Below are 15,206 nucleotides of genomic sequence, written 5' to 3' on the forward strand. Positions count from 1 at the left end.
AGTCGCTATGACTGCTTTTTCCCATACTCACGTGCATCGTAGACACATCCGCCAGCTGGATCACCCGCTAAAAGATCGAGCAAAATACGTGCGACTTCATCTGGGCTCTTTAACGTGCCTGTTTTATATAATTGCTGAAAACGGTCTATTTGTTCAAAGTCTTGTTTTGATGATTTCCGAATTTCCCCCTGCATATCTGTATCGATCGTGCCGGGTGAAAAGGAAAACGTGTTGATCGGATACGCCTCGTCCTGTTGTTCCCCATGAAAAGTCCTCATAAACATATCGAGTCCTGCCTTTGAACTGCAATACGCACTCCAGCCTTTGTATGGGTTTTTCGCCGCTCCAGAAGAGAGATGAACGATCGTTTTCTTTCCGTTAAATGATTGAGTCTGCTTGGCAAACACATGGCTCAGCAAAACAGGAATGACAAGATTCAGCTTGTAATGCTGATGAAGTGTATCCTGTCCGCCTTGTCCAACGCGCTTGATAGGTGTGACCATTCCTGCATTGTTGACAAGTAAGATGTCATCAGCATCTGCCAGAGTTTGCGGCGTAAGACTATGTTGAAGCCATTTGGCCGCTGCTTCTTCATCGGTCAGATCAACCTGGGTATGTGTAAGCTTCGGATGGGATATCGGCGATGCACTTCTTGCTGCCGTGTACACATGATCCCCGCGTGAAAGCAGCCTGTTCACAAGTGCTAAGCCAAAACCTTTTGATCCGCCTGTAACGATTGAAATTCGAATGACAATCTCCTCCCTTGATATCACTATTTTACGTAGTGAAACGGTATGACAGCAAGCAATCTGCATAAAGAAAAGCCTGCCTCTTTTAAAAGAGACAGACTATTTCTTTTCAGCCTTCACATTCACCTTTGGAATCAGGATGATCATCACAACGAGACCAAGGGCTATCAAGAAACCAAAGATCATCGGAAGCAGTGCCGATGTCTGCTTCTCATGTTCATCCTCAGAAGGTGCTGATACAGCCGAATCACTAAAAGAGATATTCATCTCTTTCATCATACGAGCTGGTGTTTTGGGCGGGTTCTCCTTTAGATCACTAAATAGCTGGGGAGAAAGAGATCCCCCCGGGGCTTTAGGCGGTTTAGCAAAATGAATGTCTGTTTTGATTTTTGATGTCGTTTTGCCTTGTTCGTATTTCGTTTGATCCCTCAATATACTCGAGTTAATATTGAGTTCCTTTTCCTGATATTCATTCGGCTTGACATTCGTATCCGTATCTTCACCAGCAGCGAAAGCAGCAGGGATGAGGAGAAAAAGGGAAACGGCAACGAGTGCCGTCCCTTTCACGAATAGATTAAGCTTCATGAGTCACATCACGTTCCTCTGTTTTATCTTTCCATAGCTTTTTCACAAGCGGTACGACCATGAAAAGAACAGTTAAAATCACTAACCCTGTGACGCCCATTCCAAAGGTGTCTCCATTTCCATATTGAATCGACAGGTACACGTCTGTCACTGGATTGGTAAAGTGGAAATTCGGCATCACCAAATCAATTAACGGTGCGACAAAGAAGAAAATCAGCGCTGTTGCTGCCATCCATCCGGCAATAGAACCGAATAGGAAGGCCGTGCGAATAAAGGCAGAGCACGCCACTAATAACAAAATGGTGAAGATCGACCATTGAATGGCTTGATCATCTGCAAGTTTGTAAATGTTCAGTCCAAATAAGCTGATCATGAGTCCGACTAATAGATTCAAGATGCCAAACAGTGCACCTTTGACCAGCATCGGAGCTGACGCATAATACGAGCTGAAAAAGCCAATTAACAAACTGCTGATCATCACAATGACCAAAATGACGACCGGCGGTACGGTCTGCGTTTTTTCTTCCGGCACATCGCCGCTGATTTTCAGCGGATTGGCTAAATGGTTATATACATAGTTGCTGTTGCCTTGATCACTTAATGTATTTCCTAAAATACCCTTTAAATCTTGCTGAACAAGCTTTGAAGAGTCGACATTCTTGCTCCAGTTTTCATTCAGCGTATCTGCTTTTTCTTGAACTGTTGTGACACTCTCTTCAATGTTATTCGTATAATCCGCCACCCCTTTTTGGCGGTCGGTTAACGAACTCATATTTTCAGAAAGACGAAGCACTTCCTGACCAATTGAATCCTGTGCACTGACAACAATTGAACTGCCTGCAAGGTCTGCTGTATATACCGCATCTCCTTGATCAGCCATTTGCTCAGCTACATTGTCCGCACTTTCAGCAATTGTCTGTAATTCCTGTTCCATGCTTGCCTGCTGAGTCGTGATGTACTCCGCATAGCCATCTGAAAACTTCTGCATCTCATCAATAAAAGTAGACACATCATCGTTTGATGTCAGCATCTGGTTTTTGAGCTTATCCCAGTTTTCTGTTTCTTCTTTTTTGATGGAGAGGATGGATTGGATTTCATCTGGTTTGGTATCGATCAAAGAAGAAGGATCCTTCTTTTGGTAGAAGCTGTTAAGTAAAGCTTCATATTGTGCTAATTCATTTGAATACTTTAATAATTCTGATGCATTTTCTGATTTTGTATTAAAATCCCCAAGTTTATCCATTTCCGATGTATATTTATTTAATGGAGATTGAGTTGTTTCTATTCGTTCTAATTTTCTTGTAATAGCAGATTCTTGTTTGATAATGGAATTCTTTATATCACGTATGTTTTTATTGTTGCTAGTTTCTATTCTTTTTATTTTTTCTTCTAGTTTGCCTATTTTTTCTGTTAAAGATTTTAATTCTTCACTCAAATGATCGACTTTCCCTTGTAATTGATCATTATGAGCTGTAGTTTTCTCCTCAATATTCTTTCTCACTTCTTCTAATCTTAGGGATAGTGCTTTTAGTTGCTCTTTTGATTGAACTGACGTTGATTTAGTTTCCCCAGTTTGTTCTGGATTTTCTCCACCATTTTCTGGAGTAGGTGTCGTTTCTTCATTTCCTGACAACTCATCTGCCACTTGATTTATTTCTGTTGAAATTTCAGTTATTTTCTTCGTCTCTTCTTCAAGATCGATTTTCAAATCGTCTGTCGAGTCTTTTTGGTCTTCACCTTGATTATTCGAATCCTCATTCGGATCCTCTTTCGGTTTCTCTGCTTCACGTAATGCCTTTCTTGAAGCTTTCAATTGCTCTTGCAACGGAGTAATTTTATCCCCTATATATGCAAGATATTGAGCTTCATAATTACTAATCAGTTCTTCCTGAGACGTCTTCACAAGTTCCGTTAATCCCGTTGATTGCTTAGGAATAGCCTCTTCTCTCGACTTTTGAACAGATTGGATGGCGCTGTCCGTTGTTTTCAGCTGACTTTGTACTCCGTTGATGTCTGTTTTGAGTCCGCCCATTTGATCACTAAAGCTGCGGGCATTTTGGTTTTGAATGTCAGCGAGTTGTTTGAGCCCTTGCTGGATTTGCTTTTGGCTTGCTGATTGCGCTTTGATCAAGAGATCCTTTTGTTTGTCTTGATACTGCTGGTATTGATCGACTGCTTTCACAAAGTCCTTTAATTGGTTCTTTGCTTCTTCTGTTGTACTCAAGCCGTCTTTATATTGTTTCTGTGAATCGGCCATCGCATTTTTTAATTCTTCTATTTGTTTCTTCTGCTGCTGGACGGCATCTGATAGTTTGTTTGAGTTCGGTTTATAGAAGTTGTACATCGTGTTTTGGAATTCGACTTCTTTGCCGACAATATGCTCAAATTCTTCTCTCACATTGCCAATTTCCTGTGATACAAAACTCCAGTATAACGTCGACATCTGTTCATTCATTTTCTTTTGTGCATTTTCCAGCTCTCTCTGCACTTTCTCTTTATTGACTGCATTGAGCTGGTCTTGAATCGAAAATTGAATGGACGCCTTTTCAGGATGGTCTTTATCATAGCTCAGCACATTTTTAGAGAAATCAGACGGAATATAAAGGACAGCGTCATATTTTCTGTTTTTCAGTCCATTTTCCGCCGCACTGCGATTCACTACAGTCCATGTATAATCAGGACGTTCTGACAATGCTGCCACAACATCCTGTCCGAAACGAGCCGTGTTTTCACTTTCGCTCGCTCCCATATCCTCATTGACCACTGCAATATTTCGTGTGGCATTCTTCTTCTGTTTTGCCGGGTCATCTCCAATCAGGTGGAAAAATAAAACCGGCAGCACAAGAATCAATATCATGGTGGATACGATTTTGATGGAGCTTTTTTGCTGCTCTGTCATTGAACACTCTTCCTTTCTACCGCACATAAAGGAACCTGGATTTTCTTCTCTTTTCCGTTTTCAACCAAATACCCGAAGCCTGGCTGAATCTCTGGTTCTTGTCTTGCATACGGAAGCGGTATGATGTTTTGCTCTGATTTTTTCATGAGTAACATAGCATGACGAACTTGTTTGATTTCGTTTGTGAGTGCATCATAGCCCTTACTGAACTCGGTATGATTCCCTGATGCAATCAGGCTGAAGCCTAAGTGTGCATATGACTTCATGAAATCAGCCAATTGATCTTGAAGACGCGGATCGATCGTCTGCTGAAAACGCGTAATGCCATCAATCACAAGCACAATTTGAGGAAAAGACAACTGATCGGTCTCCCCTTGGCGCACAGCTTCGACATACATTTCTTCCCGCACCTTAAATATGCGGTCCATTTCTTCTGCCCATTCGGTGATATCATCTTTTGTTTCAAGGTAATCAATGTTCTCTTCTTTTGCATAATGGGATAAACCTCGATCAATTGAATCAAAGACAGCCAGCTTTTCAGGCTTTGCCACTAAAAGCTGATCGAGCATCAGTTTTGTCACATTTGTTTTCCCGCGCTGCGTTTGACCGATAATGAGGCAATGTTTATTCTTTTTCAAGTCAAAATAAACAGGTGCCACAGATTCCTCATCTAATCCGACTGGAATGTCATAAGGCAGTTTTTGTTCATCTAAACGACTCTCAAGCTCCCAAACTGTCAGCTTATCAGGAAGCATTGGCACAGGCTTTGGTTTTACGGATGCTTCAAAGCGGTCATGAAGAAGCTGTATCTCTTGTTTCAAATGCTCAAACAATTCGAGATCGTTCTCTCCTTCAACTGGCAGAAACATTTGCGCAAAATAAAGCTCTTCTTTGTTGATAATAACTCGTCCTGGGATCGGCTCTAAGCTGAATTTCGGTCTGCCAATAATCGAGTACGCCTCTCCTTGATCCATTAAGTAATGGACAATCTTCGTTTTCAGATTGTTCATCAGCGATTGACGCACTGCATTTACCCGGGTTGCTGTAATCAAGAAGTATATACCTAGTGATTGTCCGTCACGGCTCAGCTGAATAAATTCAGATTCGAGCTCATGCATTTCGTCTTTGACAATGTCAAAGTTGTCAATCACGATAAAAATGAATGGAAGCTTTTTCTCATTTAAGGCGTTGTACATTTTGATATGACTCATTTCTTGCTGTCTGAATAAGCGCTTGCGATATTCAACCTCTTCCCGCAGACGCTTCATTGATTTTTGAATCTTTCTCATCTGATCCATTAAGAAATAATCCGCCGTATGCGGCAGTTTAGCTAACGGAAGCAATGTTCCGTTTCCGAAATCATAAATATATGCGTGCCATTCTTCAGGTGAATACCTCTCCGCAAAGCTCATCAGCAGTGTTGTGGCAGCAAGTGATTTGCCGTAGCCGGAGGAACCGAAGATGCCAATGTTCCCATCTTCCATCATTTGATAAGAAAGTGGATGCTGGCTTTGCTGATCTGGTTCATCGACAAGCGCAAAATGGAAGACATGCTCTTCACTCGACGCATAACGTGTTTTTGGAATACGTTCCTCAAGCGGTGGAAGCCATGGACTTGGCAGCTTCTCGATTCCAAGCTCTTGCTGCATACGTTCAATTTCATCCACAACAGCGGAAATCTCCGTCACTGTCTCTTTTTTCACTGCTGGCTCTGTGCTTACTCCTGATAACGGAATAAGACCAGTATCTGTCACAATGGCAATGTCATCTTCTGAGCCGTAGCCATCTTCCATATATGGTGCACCGCTCCAAGCCGATTGGAACAATTCATAAATTTCATTGTTGCCCACTTGTAAATAACCGCGGCCTGTGACGGTAATGGACGCTGCATCACTATTTTTCAAAATTTCCTTACTGTCTGACGCATCTTGTACTTTTAGTGCGACCTTAAAACGGGAGTTACTCCAAATCTGATCATCAATGACCCCGCCTGGCTTTTGAGTAGCCAAAATGAGATGGACCCCAAGGCTTCGGCCAATACGTGCAGCGCTGACAAGCTCCCTAATAAAGTCTGGCTCTTCACTTTTTAATTCAGCAAACTCATCAGAGATTAAGAACAAGTGAGGCATTGCCTGCTCAGCCTTTTTCTCCTTGTAAAGCTTCGTATAATCATTGATGTGATTCACATGATACTGATCAAACAGCCGCTGTCTTTTCTTCAATTCACTTTTAATTGAGGCAAGCGCTCTTTCACTAAAGTTCTTGCTGCCTTCAATATTGGTGATCGTTCCAAGTAAATGAGGAATATTTCGAAACGGCTGCGCCATTCCGCCGCCTTTATAGTCAATCAACAGAAAAGCAACTTCATGCGGGTGAAAATGTACAGCGAGCGATAAAATATACGTCTGTAAAAATTCACTTTTCCCTGATCCCGTTGTTCCCGCCAACAGTCCGTGCGGGCCGTGCGCTTTTTCATGCAGGTTCAGATCGACAATGTCGTTTTTCCCTTTATAACCAATTGGCACTGATAATGATTTGGCCGTTTCTGAAGTCAGCCATTTTTCACGAATGCCAATGTCATCTACCTGTTTGGCATGGAAAAGATCAAGGAATGAGACCGTCTCAGGAATCGAATTGGTCATACCTACTTGATGATCTAATGTTCTCAGTGTTCTGGCAAACAGTTCATTGTCCCCGCGCTGATGTGTATCAAGCTGAAATGGAATTCGTACCGCCTTCTTGTGCTGAATGAGAATATCTCCTTCTTCTTCGTTAATATAACGGACAAGCGTCGAAATATTTTCAGCTAAGCTTTCCTTTGTTTCTGCTGCAAAGATGATGGAGATACCAAGATCTGTCCGGCTGCCTTCTAGGTATTCTAAAATCACATGCTCGGCAATGAGCTCATGATTTGTCACGATGAACACAAAATGAGGCGTAAAGATTTTCTTCTCTTTTTCTTCTTCTAAATCACGCTCGCGTAAAATTTCATAAATAGAGGACAACAGCTGATCGCGTGTTTGTTCGTTGTAAATAAACCCTTTGCCATATGTATGAGGCAGCTGGAAGTGCGGAAGCCATTTCATCCATTCCCAATTCTCATACTCCTGCTCATGAAAGATAAAGACAAATCTCAAATCGTGATAGCTGTGCGAGAAAGCAAGCTGTCCAACTAGCTGATGAAGCTCATTTTTCACAATCGCAGGCTTCCCTATTAATCCTGTTGGACCATCCGCAAGACCAAATGTAATCGGGACATTCTTCACTTCACGATATACTTTTTGCATGTGCTGCGTTTGTTCCATTAAGTCATCAACATCCCGGTTGGCCATATCGCCGCCGCTCATCGATAATTCATAGCTTGATGGGACTGCGCCTGTTCCAAGACGCAGGTGCAAGAAGTCGTCACTCACAAGCGTCTTTTCCCAAATGCGTCCGCTAATTTCTGAAGTTAAATACTTCATTTTTTCAAATGACGGATAATGATACGTCAAAATATATTGCTGGCGGTCATACAGCTCCTGCAGCTCTTTCCGTTTATTTTCTAAATAAAGAGAATAGACACGCTGCCGCTTCTCTTCTCGTCTTTTGCGCTGTGATTTTTCCTTAAAGTATTGAACGGACGATGTAATTAACGTCATGATAAACATCGCCATTGACACGATAATAAAGATTCCACGCGGCTGGATAAGGGCAACAATCCCCATTACAAGGAGCATCACAAGCGGCGGAAGGACAACAAGCCAAAGCCCTCTGCTGTTATTTTCACTCTCCTGCGAAGGAAAGCTAAAGGATACCCGGTCATCTGGCAAATCATAAATCAAACGCGGTGTACGTCTGTATGAAGGGTATTTTTGTTTTGTTTCTGTACTTGGCGGTCTTGTTTTTTCCAAACGTGTATGAAAGGGTTCGTAAGCTGTCACCTGTAATAAATCATCATCTTTAAATGTCACCGTCAGAAAGTTCCAGAACAGCTCATCTCCTGCATAAATCTTCTCTGGACCGTGGATTTTCTTTCCGTTCACGTAAATCATCTCGTCCTGAGGCATGACATACCATGTTCCTTCGATTTTCTCTAAAGTGAACTGGCTGGCATCTTGAAACATGGAATGAGCTTGTTCTTTCCACACATCAATCTCATCTTTCTCTTCACGTGAAAAAGACAGCTCCACTCTATTTCCTAGGTAATAAATATGTTGATCATGATGTGCATCCATTAAAATAAGTGTGAGTGAACCAAGCTGATATGGTTCATGTGGAAGTAATTTGCCTTTCTTCTCATCTCCCTGATAAATAGTAAAACCATCATTCGGTTCATCAGGAGATAAACGAATGACCCCTTCATCAAACGAAAGTGAAGGGATTGTCACTGTATGCTCTATTTCAGGTCCAATCAGAGCTTCTCGATTGAACTGCTCATCTAAACGGACAGTTTGATAATCCTCCTCATAAAAAACCCAAAGAAGACTCAAACGCTCCACCTCCTCATGGGACAGCACCAACTGTCAGTTGTATCGAAAGAATTATTTTTTCTCATCTTTTTTTGTCTGAGAGGTTTTCTTTTTCGCTTCAGATTCTTTCTCTTTTTTCTCTTGATCGGCTTTTGACTGCTCTTTTTGTTCAGCTGTTTCATCTGTTTGGCTTGCGTCTGAGGAGTCACCTGTGCTTGTCTCGGTTGTTTCTTTTTCTTCATATTTCGCCATTTCCTTAATGATCGGATCTAGCTGTTTTTGTTTTTCTTCAGCAGAAAGGCTGTCATCGTTTTGAATTTCATTGCGATAGGCGACGAGTGCCGTAAATATGTACCTGTCGTCTCCAAGCACCCGTGCAATATCAAGTGCTTCCTTGCTATTGCCTTGTCCAATATGAATCCAGAATAGGAAGTATTGCGGATCTGTCTGCAATGTGTACGTTTCTGTGATTTCTTTTTTATGCTGATCAAGCAACAAACTGCCTTGGTTCGTTTGTACATACGAAATGGCCAGTTCATATTGTAGAGAGACTGGCATTTTATTGGCTGGATATTTCTCTAACGTATCCACCACTTGACTGTACTGTTTGTTGAGATAATATTTGTTTGCCTCGACGTACGCTTCTTGTTTTGGCATGGCAAAAAAGAAGGTGTAAATGGTGTACACCAATGCAGGGATTAACAGGACAAGCAGACCTAATCCGATGTATCGCTCGATCTTCCATTTCTTTTTAGGAATGGTTAAGAGCGTTTTTTCTTTCGCATCGATTGCTTTGATCTTTTGCTCAATCAAAGCTGACAATTCTTCCAGCGACTTCGTTTCACTAATTTCTTTTGCCAGCTCCGATAATTTCAACGTTTCATTGTAAGCCACATATTCTTGAAATTGATATTCATGGTCAACCACTCGAAGAACGACAGCCTTGACCTCTTTTAACAGGCGATGCTCATCGGTTTCATATGGTGGGATGCTTTCTTTGACTCCATAATGCAAAAATGCAGGAGCTAAGCCTTGATGAAAAACAATGTTTTCAGGAGAAACAATAGGATGCAGCCGCTTCACGTCGTGTTTAAGAACTGCATCGACAAGCTGGTATGAAAAAATCCATTTGCTTTTTTCATCCTTTGCATGGATGAAACGAAATTCCTGATAGGCAGGAGGCGGTTGTATAGAAATGATGACCTCATCTTCAGTTAATTGGATCTCTTTCTGAAATGAAGGATTGATGTCTTTGATCGGTGCCGCTTCTAAACCGTCTAAGAGTTTAATCGTCTCTTTTTGAAAAATAAAGGTATAGGTGCCTCCCTCTTTTTTCATGACTGCTTCTAATTGTTCTTCTAAATAGGAACTCTTTTTATCTGCCATTTACAAAAGTCCTTTCATAGTATTTCCAGCCTGTCTCCTGTAGTAATTCCACAGTCTGACAGCTTATATTCGCCTGAAAACACAGCTTTCTTATTGACTACCCGCACCCATCCGCCTTCTCGCTTTGGAAGTGAGATTTGTTTTGCCTGCCAGGCGATATGGATGACTTGTTTAATATGTAAATAATTTGATAGTCTCAAATCAAACACACTGCCATCATAATTTTTTAAGTCGATGGTAATATCGATATACACAAATTTCCACCTCACAAAATAGAAAGAGCGCCGGCATCCATTGACAGACTCGGCGCTGTTTCTGCTTTTCACACTTAGAAAGGAAATCCCTTTGATTAGCCGCGGATTTGGCTTGCGATGTCTTGGTCAGTGCTTTCAAGTGTATTTGCCGTTTGATCAAGCTGATTGCTGACATCTGTTAATAGATCAGACATTTTGATAAATGAAGGCTTAAGCTGTTCGTATTGATCAGCAAATGCTTCACTAGAAGCACCTTCCCACATTCCTTTTAAATCAGAGATCATTCTATTTAGACGATCAACTTGGTTTAACACTTCTTGACTTTCAACACCATATTGCTTAGCGGTCGCTCTTAGTTCTTCTGGGGTTACGCGAATAATTCCTGACATATTCCTCATTACCTCCCGTGCATAGCCGCCATATAATGGGCTAATCCACTTATTTTTTGACGTTATTATTATAAAAACAGAAATGATACACAGTCAAACAAATCTGTTTTTATTTTACAAAATGAGTCTATAGAATTACTGTTTTTTCGCTTTTTATCTAGTATTTAACAGTTTTTTGGTCATATATTCATAATAAGTATCCACCTGCTTCGGTGGATCTTTCCGCCTATTGATTTTTTACTACGTTATTATTGTACTATTTCTTTTTCATCGTGCTTCACCATCCATTTGCTTGCTTCTCACATTTTTTGTTTTTTTAAGTTTATGGCAGTTTTTTGTTGATTTACGTACCTCATTCTCTTCATAATGTAAGTACGTGAAATATTCGAAAAAGCAGGGGTTTTTTATGACAAAAAAGACAGATCCGTTTAAGTATAGTCTTGATCGTTTAGAGGATGTGGCAGACCAAATTAGTGATGTGCTCAATTGCCCTATTACTATAGAAGATACTCATCATCGATTATTGGCATATAGCACACACAATGATTTTACTGATCCCGCCAGAACTTCAACCATTATCTCCCGCCGGGTACCGGAAAAAGTCATTAATCGGCTTTGGAAGGACGGCATCATTCCTACACTCCTTAAAACAGACGAACCGCTTCGTGTCCCTCAAATTGCAGAAGTGGGTTTATCTAGCAGGGTCGCCATTTCGATCTGGAAGGACAAAGAAGTGCTCGGATTTATTTGGGCGATTGAATCCGCACAGCCTTTTTCAGAAGAAGAAATGGACCTTCTCAAAATGGCAGCACATGCCGTGAAAAACAAATTACTCAATTTACAAATTCGAAAAACGAAAACAGAAGAACGTAATCAGGAGCTTTTCTGGAAGATGCTCACAGGTCATATTCATGAAAAGGATGAGATGCTTGACCTATTTTTAAGGCTTGGCATCAGATGTCCAGACACATATGCCATCATCATCTTCCGTCTTCGTGACGAACTCACAGAGGAGACAGAAAAAAAGCTGTCCTATCTGCTTGAAACAACACAGCAAGTACAGGTACTGTTAACGACTGTTGATTTTCACGAATTCATTATTCTTGTCTCACCAAAAACAGAACATCCGCTTCAAGATATTAAGCAATTCACAAGCGGCATGCTGCAGCAGCTTGCGGACCGGTATCATATTCAGCATGTTCAGGCAGCAATTGGAGGAATTTACGATAACATCTCTCAAATTCAGCCTTCCTATAAAGAAGCACTGGCTGTATTAAAGACGAAAGAACGCTTTCCAGTTGAAACAGAACGTTTAAACAGCTTTTCCGAACTAGGCATTTATCAATATCTTGATGTGCTTGCTGAGAAGCGAAAGGGCTCTTCTTACTCCAGTTACTCTTTATCGAAGCTGGAGGATTACGACCTGAGGCATCATTCCAACCTTGTCGAAACCCTTGAGCGGTTTATTGACTGTGACAGCAATGCCAATATTGCCGCAAAGCAATTAAACATCCACATCAATACCTTAAATTATCGATTAAAACGGATTACAGACATCGCAGAAATTGATTTAAAAAACATGAATGAGAAAATGACCATCTACCTTGATATGAAGCTAAAAAACGTCCATTTGTGAAATTTCACAAAGAGGCGTTTTTTTATTTTTTATTTCAACCGAAGAATTTTCTAAACTTTCCGGATACACTAGACATACAATATCAATAGATAAGCATAGGAGGAATAAACATGATCATCGGCATTCCGAAAGAAATTAAGAACAATGAAAACCGAGTGGCTTTAACACCAGGAGCAGCTTCTCAATTGCTTTCAGCTGGACATCAGATTTTAATTGAAACAAACGCTGGTTTTGGAAGCGGATTCACTGATGACGATTATGTATCTGTTGGTGCAGAGATTCTTGATCAGGCGAAAGATGTATGGGCATCTTCTGATATGATCATGAAAGTAAAAGAACCATTACCTGAGGAATATCCTTATTTCAGAGAAGGACTCATCTTATTTACGTACCTGCATCTAGCCGCAGAGCCCTCCTTGGCTGAAGCATTAAAACAAAAAGGCGTTACAGCCATTGCTTACGAAACAGTAACGGACGGAAAAACACTCCCTCTTCTCACACCAATGTCTGAAGTAGCAGGCAGAATGGCTGCTCAAATTGGGGCACAATTTTTAGAAAAACCAAAAGGCGGAAAGGGTATTTTACTTGCAGGTGTACCAGGGGTATCAAGAGGAAAGGTCACCATTATTGGCGGCGGTGTTGTTGGAACAAACGCAGCGAAAATGGCGATCGGACTTGGCGCAGATGTCACCCTGATTGATGTAAACGCAGAACGGCTGCGTCAGCTGGACGACCAATTTGGCCATCAAATGAAAACGTTAATGTCCAATCCTGTCAACATTGCAGATTCAGTCAGTGAGGCAGACCTTCTTATTTGTGCGGTGCTGATTCCTGGTGCCAAAGCACCGACGCTTGTGACAGAAGAAATGGTCAAACAAATGAAGCCTGGTTCTGTCATTGTGGATGTAGCGATTGATCAAGGCGGCATTGTCGAAACCATTGATCATATCACAACCCATGATCAGCCTACTTATGAAAAACACGGCATATTACATTATGCTGTCGCCAACATGCCAGGCGCCGTTCCGCGGACATCAACTGTTGCGTTAACGAACGTCACTGTTCCATATGCGCTGCAAATTGCGAATAAAGGCGCTGCAAAAGCTATTAGAGAAAACAATGCCATCGCAGAAGGTGTCAATGTGATGAACGGACATATCACGTACGAAGCGGTCGCTCGTGATCTCGGCTATGATTACGTACCTGTCAGCAAAGCCATCGATGCCACTTTTATAACCGAAGCTTAATCAGCTACCCGCCCTATTGATGGGCGGGTTTTATTGTTAACCTAAAATAAAAATAAGTTGACAAATATCCTTCTTCCCCTTAATCTATTTGTACAGATAAGACAGGGGGAAACATCATGCAAAAGAAGACAAGAACTGCTGACTTTGTGCTAGTGGGAATGTTTGCTGCACTCATGGCTATCGGAGCCAATATCACATCCATTGTGCCATTTTTACAGGTCGGCGGAATTCCACTTACGATGCAGCCGTTTTTTTGTGTGCTTGCTGGTCTCTTACTCGGCAGACGGCTTGGCGCATTAGCTATGATTGTCTATGCCTTGGTTGGAATTGCTGGTGCACCTGTATTCGCCCAGTTCTCTGCGGGCTTTGGGGTCATTTTAGGCAAAAGCGGTGGCTTTGTATTATCGTACATCCCTGCTGCCTGGCTTGCTGGATTCATTCTAGAGAAAAGAAAAAATCCTGGCTTTGGCCGCTTTTTGCTTGCAGCCATTGCTGGTACGACCGTGATGTATGTGATCGGAACCACCTATACATACCTCGCATTAAATGTATGGCTCAATGCACCGATTTCCTATCAAACCACGTGGTTCTTTATGATCTGGTTTATGGTAAAAGACTATGCATTGACCATATTACTTGCGATGCTGGCACCTAAAATTTATCGCTCTGTTTCCAAAGCCACATCCTTTCGAAAACAAGAAGCTGTATCATAGAAAAAAGAGCCTGTCTTCATTCAGGCTCTTTTTTCATCATTACTCAGCATATTGGTCTATGATTTCTTCTAGCATTCCTTCAAGCACTTCTATATCTTCAAGATCTGATGGACTGAAGCGGTAGCGTACAAGCTGTTCTCCATCATTATACATCTCCTCAAGCCAGCCTCTCAGGCCTCTTGCTCTACGGTCGACTTCGAAAACAATGTCTAATCCGCCTTCATCTATCAGAAAAATCAGCTCTAACTCATCAAGCATATAGCGATAGTAGTCTGATGTCGGTATGAACTCGAATTCTTGGACGAATGGCAGGCGCCGCTGGAAGTAAGGTGCCTGTTCACAGTCTGCTTCGTTCAGGTGGAAGCCTAGATTTCTAGTGGCTTCCAGCACATTTTTCACCCAAGGATGAGCTTCAACGAAAATGCGGTCATAGTCAGATTTATCGATTCCGCCTTGGATATCAAGGTCTGTCTCTACTGCAATTTCTACTTTTCCAATCGTCATCGGGGTATCAATAGGAAGAATAAATGAAAACGGAAATTCATGCTTTTCTCCAGGCTGGATGGTAAAAGAATCCGTTACCCGTAAAGTATAGATGTTCGCATATTTTCTACGCTCTTCATCATCTTTCACAATCACATACTGTGTTTCAATCTTGACATTGATATAGCGTATTTCCTGAGCGACTTTACCGCCCTTTACATGGACAGTTCCCGTTACTTCTTGTCCTGGATAATAAGCGTTTTTCTCTAAAATAGTATCTACCTTTGCCGCACCAATTCCTGCACTTGCCGCTAGCTTTTTAAAAAATGACATGTCCCATCTTCCCCTTTTCATTTTTATCAGCATATATACGTAAGATAGAGGAAGAAAGATTCATTTAATTCATACTTTTGT

11 protein-coding genes are annotated in these 15,206 nt (G+C 41.5%); 3 read left to right on the top strand and 8 right to left on the bottom strand.

Going from position 1 to position 15,206, the window contains the following annotated elements; all coding sequences use genetic code 11:
• Positions 1-5: 5 nt before the first annotated feature.
• The 7 genes from MHI23_RS14830 to MHI23_RS14860 form a co-directional block, all read right to left on the bottom strand.
• Positions 6-749, bottom strand: coding sequence for a (S)-benzoin forming benzil reductase (locus tag MHI23_RS14830; RefSeq protein ID WP_342492477.1), 744 nt, complete (start codon positions 747-749; stop codon positions 6-8).
• Between the two features lie 99 nt (positions 750-848).
• Positions 849-1,334 (bottom strand): type VII secretion protein EssA, encoded by a 486-nt coding sequence (essA, locus tag MHI23_RS14835; RefSeq protein ID WP_342492046.1) that lies wholly within the window; start codon positions 1,332-1,334, stop codon positions 849-851.
• On the bottom strand, positions 1,324-4,233 hold the full coding sequence (esaA, locus tag MHI23_RS14840; protein ID WP_342492047.1) for a type VII secretion protein EsaA: 2,910 nt from the start codon (positions 4,231-4,233) through the stop codon (positions 1,324-1,326). Before esaA ends, essA begins: the two co-directional genes overlap by 11 nt.
• Complete coding sequence (gene essC / locus MHI23_RS14845) at positions 4,230-8,705, bottom strand: type VII secretion protein EssC (RefSeq protein WP_342492048.1); 4,476 nt, start codon at positions 8,703-8,705, stop codon at positions 4,230-4,232. Before essC ends, esaA begins: the two co-directional genes overlap by 4 nt.
• Before the next feature lie 51 nt (positions 8,706-8,756).
• Positions 8,757-10,070 carry a type VII secretion protein EssB gene (gene essB, locus MHI23_RS14850; protein WP_034622144.1) on the bottom strand — a complete coding sequence of 438 codons (1,314 nt, stop codon included), beginning with the start codon at positions 10,068-10,070 and terminating at the stop codon, positions 8,757-8,759.
• Positions 10,071-10,084: 14 nt separating this feature from the next.
• Positions 10,085-10,324 (bottom strand): EsaB/YukD family protein, encoded by a 240-nt coding sequence (locus MHI23_RS14855; RefSeq protein ID WP_003213579.1) that lies wholly within the window; start codon positions 10,322-10,324, stop codon positions 10,085-10,087.
• Between the two features lie 95 nt (positions 10,325-10,419).
• On the bottom strand, positions 10,420-10,713 hold the full coding sequence (locus tag MHI23_RS14860) for a WXG100 family type VII secretion target (RefSeq protein WP_003213769.1): 294 nt from the start codon (positions 10,711-10,713) through the stop codon (positions 10,420-10,422).
• A gap of 406 nt (positions 10,714-11,119) precedes the next feature.
• Here MHI23_RS14860 and MHI23_RS14865 point away from each other — a divergent pair, with 406 nt between their 5' ends.
• From MHI23_RS14865 to MHI23_RS14875, 3 genes are all read left to right on the top strand, one after another.
• A complete protein-coding gene (locus MHI23_RS14865; protein ID WP_024423341.1) occupies positions 11,120-12,349 on the top strand; it encodes a PucR family transcriptional regulator in 1,230 nt (409 codons plus the stop codon).
• Positions 12,350-12,459: 110 nt separating this feature from the next.
• Positions 12,460-13,596: an alanine dehydrogenase gene (gene ald / locus MHI23_RS14870; RefSeq protein WP_076839928.1), complete on the top strand. Its 1,137-nt coding sequence runs from the start codon at positions 12,460-12,462 to the stop codon at positions 13,594-13,596.
• Between the two features lie 116 nt (positions 13,597-13,712).
• Positions 13,713-14,309, top strand: a complete 597-nt coding sequence (locus MHI23_RS14875; RefSeq protein ID WP_034282595.1) for a biotin transporter BioY — start codon at positions 13,713-13,715, stop codon at positions 14,307-14,309.
• Positions 14,310-14,348: 39 nt separating this feature from the next.
• Here MHI23_RS14875 and MHI23_RS14880 read toward each other — a convergent pair whose 3' ends face one another.
• Complete coding sequence (locus tag MHI23_RS14880) at positions 14,349-15,125, bottom strand: sporulation protein (RefSeq protein ID WP_041107645.1); 777 nt, start codon at positions 15,123-15,125, stop codon at positions 14,349-14,351.
• Positions 15,126-15,206 lie beyond the last annotated feature (81 nt).

Source organism: Bacillus sp. FSL M7-0003, from assembly GCF_038628485.1.
Classification (GTDB): domain Bacteria; phylum Bacillota; class Bacilli; order Bacillales; family Bacillaceae; genus Bacillus; species Bacillus safensis.